Genomic DNA, 11,537 nt, shown 5'->3' on the forward strand with positions numbered 1-11,537 from the left:
AAGCTAGTAAGACCCCTTGAAGAACACGAGGTTGATAGGTCAGAGGTGTAAGTATGGCAACATATTTAGCTGACTGATACTAATAGGTCGAGGGCTTGACCAATTTACAATAATTCATGTGCAATTTTCAGAGAACAAAACTCTGATAAAATTAAATACAAGAGACTAAATCTATGATTTAGGATCTGAAACCATCTGGTGATGATGGCGTAGAGGAAACACTCCTTTCCATTCCGAACAGGAAAGTTAAGCTCTACAGCGCTAATGGTACTGCACGGGCAGCTGTGTGGGAGAGTAGGACGTCGCCAGGTTAACAAAAAAGAGTCTGATTTAGACTCTTTTTTTTGCGTTCAAATAAAAAAGATATGATTATTAATTTAATTATGTCTTTTTTTATTATATAAGGAATATTCAAATTATTTCAGATATCTAAATCAAGTTTAAATGTACTTAAAAATAACTAATATAGCTTAATTATTATTTTTTAGACGTTCAAAAAACAATACGACTATATACTACAATAAAAGATAAATTCCTATGTAGAAAAACAGTGAAAAACAGTAAAAAACATAGATAATCGTATTTAGAAAAGTATAGAAAACGAAGTAACATAATGCTATAATTGTAAATAAATGCAATGGATAAATTAAACAAGGGGGAAGACCTATGGTAGAGATAAAAAAGAAAAAAGTTATAGTTAAGAAGGGTCAGATATTAGAAGTTGATAATTGTTTATTTCATCAAGGTAAAAATTATAATAGCTATAGGTTTATGGGGGCACATAGTATTATTGAAAATAGAAAAAGAGGAATTAGGTTTACAACTTGGGCTCCGAAAGCAAGTAGTATATATGTAGTGGGTGATTTTACTGATTTTAATATTCAAGAGGAATATAAATTAGAAAGATTAACTGATGAAGGTATATGGAGTGTTTTTATACCTAATTTAAAACCTGGTTGTAGATATAAGTATTATATAGTAAATAAGTGGGGAACAAAAGGCGTGTATAAAGCTGATCCATATGCATATTTATCAGAAGTAAGGCCGAATACGGCATCTATAGTGAAAGAGGATCTTAAATTTAAATGGACTGATAGGAAATGGATAAGTAAACGAAAAAAAAGTAATATATATGAAAGTCCTATAAATATATATGAAGTTCATTTAGGGTCTTGGAAAACTAAAGAAGCTAAATTAACAAATGGAGAGCAGGATAATTTTTTCACTTATGATGAACTTGCAAAAGAATTACCCGCATATGTATTAGAAATGGGATATACTCATGTAGAATTAATGCCAGTTTTAGAATATCCATTAGATGCATCATGGGGATATCAAGGTGTGGGATATTATGCTCCTACGAGTAGATATGGAACAACAGAGGGATTAAAAGATCTTATTAACAACTTACATTCAAATGGAATAGGTGTAATTTTAGATTGGGTACCAGGACATTTTTGTAAAGATGAACATGGGTTGTATATGTTTGATGGTAGTCCTACTTATGAATATGAAGAAGGTTGGAAAGCTGATAATAAAGGGTGGGGTACATTTAATTTTGATTTAGGAAAACCTGAAGTTAAGAGTTTCCTTATTTCTAATGCTTTATATTGGATAAAGGAATTCCATATAGATGGATTAAGAGTAGATGCTGTTTCTAATATGATTTATTTAAGTTATGGAAGAAATGAAGGTGAGTGGAGAACTAATATATATGGGGAAGATGGCTGTTTAGAAGGAATTGATTTCTTAAAAGAATTAAATACTGCCGTATTTTCTGAATCAGAAGGATTACTAATGATTGCAGAAGAATCTACATCTTGGCCAAATGTTTGTAAGCCAATAAAAGAAGGTGGGTTAGGATTTAATTTTAAATGGAATATGGGATGGATGAACGATACATTAAAATATGTAGAGCTTGATCCTGTATATAGAAAATATCATCAAAACAAGCTTACTTTCGCTATGGTATATAACCACACAGAAAACTTTATTTTACCTATATCACATGATGAAGTGGTCCATGGTAAGAAATCATTGGTAGATAAAATGTGGGGAGATTATTGGAATAAGTTTGCAGGCTTTAGATTATATCTAGCATATATGATTGGGCATCCAGGTAAAAAACTTACTTTCATGGGATCAGAATTTGCACAGTTTATAGAGTGGAAAGAATATGAACAATTAGAATGGAAGCTAATTGATGAATTTGATATGCATAAAAAATCACAAGAATACACTAAAGAGTTAAACAATTTTTATAAAAATAACAAGGCTTTATGGGAATTAGATTATAATCCTAATGGATTTACATGGATAGATGCAGATAATAATAAGCAGAGTATTTTATCCTTTATAAGGAGGGGTAAAAGTAAAGAGGATACATTACTATTTATATGTAACTTTACGCCTGTAGTTTATTATGATTTTAGAATAGGAGTTCCTTATTTAGGAGAATATAGAGAGGTATTTAATACTGATGAAAAGAGATTTGGAGGATCGGGACAAGTAGTGGAAGGAATGTTGATATCAGAAAATACTTCATGTCATAATCAACCATATTCACTTAAAACTAAAGTACCGCCCATGTCCATATCTATAATAACGATTGAAAAAATAAATGAAATGAAAAGCATTGAAGAGATAAATATTAAAGAGATAGAAGAAGATAATAGAGGAGTGAACTAAGGAATGAAAGTTCTAATTATTGCATCGGAATCTCATCCTTTTATTAAAACTGGAGGACTTGGAGATGTTATTGGAGCTTTGCCTCATGCACTAAAGAATGTCGGAGTAGATGCAAGAGTTGTAATGCCTAATTATAGAGATATAAAAGATGATCTTAAGAAAAAATTTAAATTTATAAAATCATTTATTGTTAAAGTGGGTTGGAGGGAACAATATTGTGGAATATTTGAATATGATCACGATGGAGTAAAGTATTATTTTATAGATAATGAGTATTACTTTAAAAGAGATGGATTATATGGATATTATGATGATGGGGAAAAATTTGCTTTTTTTGATAGGGCAGTACTTGAATTTATAAAAGAAATAGACTGGAAGCCGGATGTGTTACATTGCAATGATTGGCAAACTGGCATGATACCAGTTCTTCATAAAGTAGAATATATAAAAAAAGATTTATATAAGAATATGAAAACTGTCTTTTCTATTCATAATCTATTTTTCAAAGGATCATTTAGTCCAGACGTTTTACCAGAAGTTTTTGGATATGATTATGAGTTATTTAATAATGGTAGTTTGGAACTTAATGGAGCAGTAAGTTTCTTAAAAGGCGCAATTAATTATTCAGATAGTATAACTACTGTAAGTAAAAGTTATGCTGAGGAAATAAAAACTCCAGAATATGGAGAAGGGTTAGATGGGTTGATTAGATATAAACAAAATATATTAAGAGGAATAACTAATGGAATTGATTATAAGGAGTATGACCCTAAAAATGATAAATTTATATTTAAACAATATTCAGTTGATACATTAGAGAATAAGGGTATAAATAAAGAGGAACTACAAAATAGACTAGGACTGACTGTTAATAGAAATATACCTATGATTGGAATGGTATCTAGGTTAACACATCAAAAAGGTTGTGACTTAATAATAAATATGTTACATGGAATATTACAAAAAGATGTACAAGTTGTATTCTTAGGAACTGGTGATTATTTATATGAAGAAAATCTTAAGGACTTTAATCAAAGGTATCCAAATAAGGTAAGTGCAAATATATTATTTGATAATGAATTAGCTCATAAAATATATGCATCTTCAGATATGTTTTTAATGCCTTCGCTTTTTGAACCTTGTGGACTAGGACAATTAATAGCATTGAGATATGGATCTGTGCCAATAGTAAGGGAAACAGGAGGATTAAAGGATACTATTACAGATTACAATTCTCAGAATAAAGAAGGAAATGGATTTACATTTAGAAATTATAATTATATAGAATTAATGGAAAAAATAGAATATTCAATAGAGGTATATAAAAATAAGGATAATTGGCAATCATTAGTAATGAGGGCTATGAATTCTTATAATAGTTGGGATAAATCAGCAGAGGAATATAAAAAGTTATATAAGGAATTAATGGCCTAAAACTCATAATTGAGTTATTAGGAGGACATAAAAAATGTTAATAACAAAGAATAAAATAATTGAGGATTATAAAGAGAAATTTTTAGAGTTACATGGTAAGGAACTAGTTGATGGAAATAATCTTCAAAAATATGAAACCTTAGGGGAATTAGTAAAAAAGTATTCAGCTAAGGATTGGGCAAGTACAAATAAGGAGTATTCAAAATTAAAAAATAAGCAAGTTTATTATTTATCAATGGAATTTTTATTAGGTAGGTTATTAGATAATTCACTATTAAATTTAGGGATAAGAGAAACTTGTGAAGAAGCATTAAAAGAATTAAATATAGATCTTCATGAGTTAGAGGATATGGAACAAGATCAAGGATTAGGTAATGGAGGACTTGGAAGGTTAGCAGCTTGTTTTTTAGATTCTATGGCTTCGACGAATATTGCAGGGCATGGCTTTGGAATAAGATATAAATATGGATTTTTTGAGCAACAAATAATTGATGGAAAACAAGTCGAGGTAGCGGACACTTGGTTAAAATCAAGAAATGTGTGGGAAATAAAAAAAACTGATAAAAGTGAAATAGTTAAATTTTATGGGAAAGTAGAAATGGAAGTTAAAAAGGGTAAAGTAAAATTCGTTCATAAAGATTATGAAGCTGTTTTAGCTGTTCCTTATGATACTCCTATTATTGGATATAAAAATAATTTAGTAAACACACTTAGGTTATGGAGCGTGGAAACTATATGTAAGGAGTTTGATTTTTCTGCTTTTGCTAGGGGTGAATTTATAAAATCTCAAGAGTATAAAAATTCAGTAGAAGCAATATCACTTGTTTTGTATCCAGAGGATTCTTTTTATGAGGGTAAGTTATTGCGGTTAAAACAAGAATATTTATTAGTATCTGCGGGGATTCAGAATATAGTAAATGAATATAAGAGTAATGGGGGAAATATATCATTATTTAATGAGAGTGTAGCTATTCATATAAATGATACTCATCCAACATTAGCAATACCAGAACTTATGAGAATATTAATAGATGAAGAAGGATTGGAGTGGGAAGAGGCTTGGGAAATTACTCAAAGTAGTGTTTCCTATACTAATCATACTATATTGGCTGAAGCCCTTGAAAAGTGGGAAGTAGATATGTTTAAAAATTTACTGCCAAGAGTGTATATGATTATAGAAGAAATTAACCAAAGATATTGCAAGGAATTATGGAGCATATATCCTGGTGAGTGGGATAAAATTTCTAGAATGTCTATCATAGGAGACGGATATATTAGGATGGCGAGTTTAGATATAGTAGGAAGTCATAGTGTTAATGGAGTAGCAAAACTTCACACTGAGATATTAAAAAATCAGGAGATGTCAGAGTTTTATTCCTTATATCCTAGTAAATTTAATAATAAGACAAATGGGATAACTCATAGAAGATGGCTAATAAAGTGTAACCCAGAGCTAACTGAATTATTGAAATCTACAATAGGTGAAGGGTTTATGAAAAAACCGACAGATTTAAAAATGTTTCAGGAACATTTAAAAGATAGTAGTGTGAAATTAGCATTAGCTAATATAAAACTTGAAAATAAGAAGAGATTATCAAAGGAAATTTATAACACAAAGGGCATTATGGTAAATCCTAATTCTATTTTTGATGTACAAGTTAAGAGAATACATGCATATAAAAGGCAAACTCTAAATTGTTTAAGAATAATGGATTTATATAATAGAATTATTGATAATCCTAATTTAGATATAGTACCGAGAACCTTTATATTTGCAGGAAAGGCTGCACCAGGATATTATTTAGCAAAAAACACTATAGAGTTAATAAATTCAATTTCAAATAAGATAAATAATGATTATAGAGTGGGAGATAAGATTAAGGTAGTTATGATGGATAACTACAGAGTATCGTTGGCAGAAAAAATAGTTCCAGCTGCAGATTTGAGTGAGCAAATATCTACTACAACCAAAGAAGCATCTGGAACATCAAATATGAAATTCATGATGAATGGAGCTATTACTATGGCGACATTAGATGGAGCCAACATAGAAATAAAAGATGCAGTTGGGCCGGAAAATATTATAGTCTTTGGATTAAATGCAAAGGAGGTCTTTAATTATTATAAAAATGGTGGATATAATGCTTGGGATATATATAATAAGGATTCAAGGGTGAAAAGAGTAATGAATAACCTTATTGATGGAACTTATTCTGCAGATAAAGAAAGATTTAAACCTATATATGAAAGTTTACTTAATTATAATGATGAATTTTTTGCTTTAAGAGATTTTAATGATTATATAGACGCTCAAGATAAGGTAGATAAGTTATATAGAGATTTGGATAAGTGGCAAGAGATGTGCGGGGTAAATATAGCCAAATCAGGAATATTCTCCTCGGATAGAACAATAAATGAGTATGCTACAGGTATTTGGGGCGCAAATACTATATATAGAAATTTATAGTTGAAGGAGGATTTTATGACTGATATAAGAATCTTTCATGATTCTCATAGTTTAGAATATAGAGTTCCATTTGGAGCAGTTAAAGTTTTAGAAAAGATATCATTAAAAATAGCTTTAGATAAAAGTGCATCAGTATATATAAATTTAAGTTATTTTGATGGTAGAAAAGAAGAATTAGAAATGACTATGTTAGATAAAAGCATCAGTGATAACTATATATTTGATATAGATTTAGAAACTATAAGTTCAGTTGGAATTATAAACTACTATTTCAAGATAGTTTATGAAAGTAATAATATTTACTATGGCAATAATAAAGAATCTCTAGGAGGTATAGGATGTGTATATGATAGAGATCCTATACCTTATCAGATAACAATTTATAATGAGAGAAAGGTGCCCTCGTGGTATAAGGAGGGAATAATATATCAAATATTTGTAGATAGATTTTATAATGGAAATGATAATGGCAGAGTTAATAATCCTAGAAAAAATAGTTTTATATATGCTACCTGGGAAGATGATCCTATGTATGTTAAAGATAAAAGTGGAGATATAGCAAAGTGGGATTTTTTTGGTGGTAATTTAAGGGGAGTTATAAAGAAGTTAGAGTATATAAAATCTCTTGGAGTTTCTATTATTTATATGAATCCTATTTTTGAGGCTGTAAGTTGTCATAAATATGATACTAGTGATTATGAGGTAATAGATAAAATGTTTGGAACTAATGAAGAGTTTAAAGAATTGTGTGAAGAGGCTAAAAAGTTAGAAATAAGAGTTATATTAGATGGAGTTTTTAGTCATACAGGATCGGATAGCAAATATTTTAATAAGTATGGAAATTATCCAGAGATTGGAGCATATGAATCAAAAGAATCTAAATATTATAGTTGGTACACATTTGATGAATATCCTCATAAATATGATTGTTGGTGGGGATTTGATAACCAACCTAATACACAAGAATTAAATGATAGTTATAGTAATTATATAATAAAAAATGAAGAGTCTATCATAGCAAAGTGGATTAAACTTGGAGCAAGTGGTTGGCGATTAGATGTAGCGGATGAGTTGCCGGATAAATTTATAGCTATGATAAAGGAGAAAATGTTATCTGTTGATTTTGAAAGTGTATTAATAGGTGAAGTTTGGGAAGATGCTTCAAATAAGGTTAGTTATTCTTCTAGAAGAGAATACTTTTTTGGAAAGGAGTTAGATTCAGTTACAAACTATCCTTTAAGAGATATTATAATACAATTTTTAATAGGTAATATAGAATCTAAATACTTTATAAGAAGGTTAATGAGTTTATATGAAAACTATCCAAGTGAGAATTTCTATAGTTGCATGAATTTGTTAGGAAATCATGATACTGAAAGAATATTTACAATGCTAGGACAAAATATATATTTATTTAAATTAGCAATAGTTATGCAGATGACACTTCCAGGGGTTCCGCTAATATATTATGGTGATGAAGCTGGTTTAACAGGAGGGAAAGACCCTGAAAATAGAAAGGCATTTCCTTGGAATAAGATTAATGAAGAGGTATTTATAATTTATAAAACCTTGGGAAATTTAAGAAATGAAGAAGAGGTACTTAGAAAAGGTGAATTTAAGATTATAGATACATTACAAGAAATACTTATATATGAACGGAATTATAAGGATAAAAAAATAATTATAATAATAAATCCAAAAAATAAAGAATTTACTTATGAATTCAAAGATGGTTATAGAATAATTAGAGAATTTCAAAATAATAAATGGGTGACATTAACGAATAAAACAAATTTCAACATATGTATAAAAGGCTATGAATTCAAAATATGTGAAATTGTATAGAATATAAACAAGGGGAAGGAGAATTTTTTTATGGGGAAGAAAGAAATTGTTGCAATGATTTTAGCAGGGGGACAAGGCTCGAGATTAGGTGTATTGACAAAGGATGTAGCAAAGCCAGCAGTACCATTTGGAGGAAAGTATAGAATAATAGATTTCCCATTAAGTAACTGCTCTAATTCTGGTATTTATACAGTTGGGGTATTAACTCAATATAAACCTTTAGAACTTAACGCCCATATAGGAATTGGGAATCCATGGGATTTAGATAGAAGAGATGGTGGGGTTACTGTATTACCACCATATCAGAAAGAAAAAGGTGGGGTCTGGTATAAGGGAACGGCTAATGCTATATTCCAAAATATACAATATGTAGATGGATATGATCCAGAATATGTATTGATTTTGTCTGGAGATCACATTTATAAAATGGATTATGATAAGATGTTAGATTTTCACAAGGAGAAAGAGGCTGATGTAACTATTGCGGTTATAAATGTACCGGAAAAAGAAGCTAGTAGATTTGGAATAATCAATACTAGAGAGGATTTATCAATATATGAATTTGAAGAGAAACCTAAAAATCCTAAAAGTACAAATGCATCTATGGGAATATATATATTTAAGTGGGAGTTATTAAAGAAATACTTGAAAGAAGATGAACTTAATTTAAATTCAAGTAATGATTTCGGAAAAGATATACTTCCTATAATGCTAGAGGCTAGTGCCAAGATGATGGCCTATCCATTTAAGGGTTATTGGAAGGATGTTGGTACAATCGAAAGTCTTTGGGAAGCTAATATGGATTTATTAAATGAAACTGATGAATTAAACTTACATGAAAATAATTGGAAGATATATTCACAAAATCCAATAAGACCTGCACAATATATAGGATGTAATGCACAAGTTTTAGGGTCGCTTGTAGTAGAAGGATGTATAGTTGAGGGAACTGTTGAAAATTCAATTTTATCTCAAGGCGTATTTGTAGGTGAAAATACCGTTATAAGAGATTCTGTTATAATGCCTAACGTAAAGATCGGTAAAAATGTAATTATAGAAAAAGCTATAATAGGGACGGATGTAGTTATAGGGGATGGATATAATATTAGCAATTTTAATGAAATTTCAGTTATAGCAGCTGGGGAAATATTAGAGTGCAAATCTACATTTAAAAATCATGGGATAGATGCTAAATCTATAGAAGTGCTAGAATATCAATATAGCAATTAGAAAATATTATAAATAGAAAATATTTTAAAGTTACGGGGGAGATTATATGAAGAGTTGTTTTGGTATTATAAATTTAGATGAAGATGAAAGTAGAATGGGAGAGTTAGTAATAAATAGGTCGTTAGCTTCTGTGCCAATAGCAGGAAGGTATAGAGTAATAGATTTTGTATTATCTAATATGGCTAATTCGGGAATTGAGGGAATAGGAATTTTTACTAAGAATAAATCAAGATCTTTAATAAACCATTTAACAAATGGAAGGCCATGGGATCTGCATAGAAAAAAGGATGGACTTAGGGTTTTTAATTTTGGAGATCATGATCCAGTGAATGATGATGTTCATAACTTTATGGATAATATAGAATTTATAAAGCAAAGTAGAAGGGAATATGTTTTAATTTCACCATCATATATGGTTTGTAATATAGATTATAATGAAGTTATAAATCAACATATAAAAAGTAAAAATGATATAACAGTAGTATATAAGCAAATTTTTGATACTGATGGAGAGTTTATTGATTGTGAAGTATTAAATATAGATAATGAAAATAAAGTAAATAGTATTGGCAAAAATATTGGAATTAGAAGAGGCCAACTAGCTAACATTAGTATGGAAATGTATATAATGAAGACCGATATATTCATTAATATAGTTTATAGTAGTATAAAGAGTGGAATGTATAGAAAAATAAAGCAATATATAAGTTCAAACTTAGATAGCTTAAATGTAGGAGCTTTTGAATTTAACGGATATTTAGCTTGTATAAATTCTTTGAAAGCATACTTTGATATGAATATGGATTTATTAGATAAAGAAGTGAACAAAGAACTGTTTTATGACAAAAATCCTATATACACAAAAGCACAAGATGAAGCGCCTACTCAATATACTAAAAATAGCAATGTAGTTAATTCTATAGTTGCAAATGGTTCTTATATAGAAGGGACATTGGAAAACTGCATAGTAGGTAGAAGAGTTCATATAGCAGAAGGGACAGTTATTAAGAATTGTATTATATTACAAAATACTATAATAGGTCCAAATGCAAATATGAATAAAGTTATTGCAAACAAAGGAACTATAGTAAAAAGAGATCAAAGCATAATTGGAACATTAGATAATCCTGTTACTATCCAAAAAGCTAAGGCGGTATAAGTCATACTTCATCTGAAAACACACTATTAGTGATTTTTATATTTTTTTACACAAGATATAGTGAGCACTTTGGATTGCTATTCTTTATTCGTATGCTAAAGCATATTGAAACATATGAATAAAGTAATAAGCAATCTTAAAGAAGTTAAAATAGATAGCAAACTATACCACGAGTATCAATAGTATGTATAGGGAGGATTTTGATGGAAAGAGAAGAAATATTATGATGAGTTGAAAATATGAGGATATAATAATAAAGAAATTAAGTATATACATGATATTATTAGTTTTGTTCATAAGAAGAACAAACAAAAAAATCACTTTAAGAGGAAGCTGTTAACATATAAGAAAAATTATTCGAAAATGTTGACAAACTTCGACAAAGATGATAATATAAAGAAGTCGCAAATGACGAACTAAGAAAAACAGCTTGAAAGAAAGGTGTTGACAAGGTTTAGATGCGGTGGTAAACTAAGAAAGTCGCTTAAGGGTGACTGGAGAAAATGGTCTTTGAAAATTGAACAGATAAATAAAGTTAAGTAATAATAACCAGCAATTCTTTTTGAGAGTCAGCGAATAAAGGAAACTTAGCTCGAAAGAGATAAGGAGTACTACAAGATTAAACTTTTTAGTGAGAGTTTGATCCTGGCTCAGGACGAACGCTGGCGGCGTGCCTAACACATGCAAGTCGAGCGAGAGGAGTTCTTCGGAACG

Annotated in this window: 6 protein-coding genes and 3 rRNA genes; all 9 read left to right on the forward strand. The window is 29.6% G+C overall.

What is annotated here, in order from left to right; translation table 11 throughout:
• Positions 1 to 103: ribosomal RNA gene (locus BLS77_RS18960) — 23S ribosomal RNA — on the forward strand; the annotation flags it as partial.
• Between the two features lie 91 nt (positions 104 to 194).
• Positions 195 to 311, forward strand: a 5S ribosomal RNA gene (gene rrf, locus BLS77_RS18965).
• Positions 312 to 666: 355 nt separating this feature from the next.
• Positions 667 to 2,688: a 1,4-alpha-glucan branching protein GlgB gene (gene glgB / locus BLS77_RS18970; RefSeq protein WP_089973685.1), complete on the forward strand. Its 2,022-nt coding sequence runs from the start codon at positions 667 to 669 to the stop codon at positions 2,686 to 2,688.
• 3 nt (positions 2,689 to 2,691) lie between these two features.
• The gene (gene glgA / locus BLS77_RS18975) at positions 2,692 to 4,122 is read left to right on the forward strand and encodes a glycogen synthase GlgA (RefSeq protein WP_089973686.1); all 1,431 of its coding nucleotides are present in this window, start codon (positions 2,692 to 2,694) and stop codon (positions 4,120 to 4,122) included.
• A 34-nt stretch (positions 4,123 to 4,156) separates the two neighbouring features.
• The gene (locus BLS77_RS18980) at positions 4,157 to 6,589 is read left to right on the forward strand and encodes a glycogen/starch/alpha-glucan phosphorylase (protein WP_089973688.1); all 2,433 of its coding nucleotides are present in this window, start codon (positions 4,157 to 4,159) and stop codon (positions 6,587 to 6,589) included.
• 15 nt (positions 6,590 to 6,604) lie between these two features.
• A complete protein-coding gene (locus BLS77_RS18985) occupies positions 6,605 to 8,434 on the forward strand; it encodes a glycoside hydrolase family 13 protein (RefSeq protein ID WP_089973691.1) in 1,830 nt (609 codons plus the stop codon).
• A gap of 30 nt (positions 8,435 to 8,464) precedes the next feature.
• A complete protein-coding gene (locus BLS77_RS18990) occupies positions 8,465 to 9,664 on the forward strand; it encodes a glucose-1-phosphate adenylyltransferase (protein WP_089973693.1) in 1,200 nt (399 codons plus the stop codon).
• Between the two features lie 46 nt (positions 9,665 to 9,710).
• Positions 9,711 to 10,823 (forward strand): glucose-1-phosphate adenylyltransferase subunit GlgD, encoded by a 1,113-nt coding sequence (glgD, locus tag BLS77_RS18995; RefSeq protein ID WP_089973695.1) that lies wholly within the window; start codon positions 9,711 to 9,713, stop codon positions 10,821 to 10,823.
• 627 nt (positions 10,824 to 11,450) lie between these two features.
• Positions 11,451 to 11,537: ribosomal RNA gene (locus BLS77_RS19000) — 16S ribosomal RNA — on the forward strand; the annotation flags it as partial.

Source organism: Clostridium gasigenes, from assembly GCF_900104115.1.
Taxonomy (GTDB): domain Bacteria; phylum Bacillota; class Clostridia; order Clostridiales; family Clostridiaceae; genus Clostridium; species Clostridium gasigenes.

Coding starts and splice junctions, on each gene's coding strand:
- glgB (WP_089973685.1), top strand. CDS start 667: ATGGTAGAGATAAAAAAGAAAAAAGTTATAGTTAAGAAGGGTCAGATA.
- glgA (WP_089973686.1), top strand. CDS start 2,692: ATGAAAGTTCTAATTATTGCATCGGAATCTCATCCTTTTATTAAAACT.
- BLS77_RS18980 (WP_089973688.1), top strand. CDS start 4,157: ATGTTAATAACAAAGAATAAAATAATTGAGGATTATAAAGAGAAATTT.
- BLS77_RS18985 (WP_089973691.1), top strand. CDS start 6,605: ATGACTGATATAAGAATCTTTCATGATTCTCATAGTTTAGAATATAGA.
- BLS77_RS18990 (WP_089973693.1), top strand. CDS start 8,465: ATGGGGAAGAAAGAAATTGTTGCAATGATTTTAGCAGGGGGACAAGGC.
- glgD (WP_089973695.1), top strand. CDS start 9,711: ATGAAGAGTTGTTTTGGTATTATAAATTTAGATGAAGATGAAAGTAGA.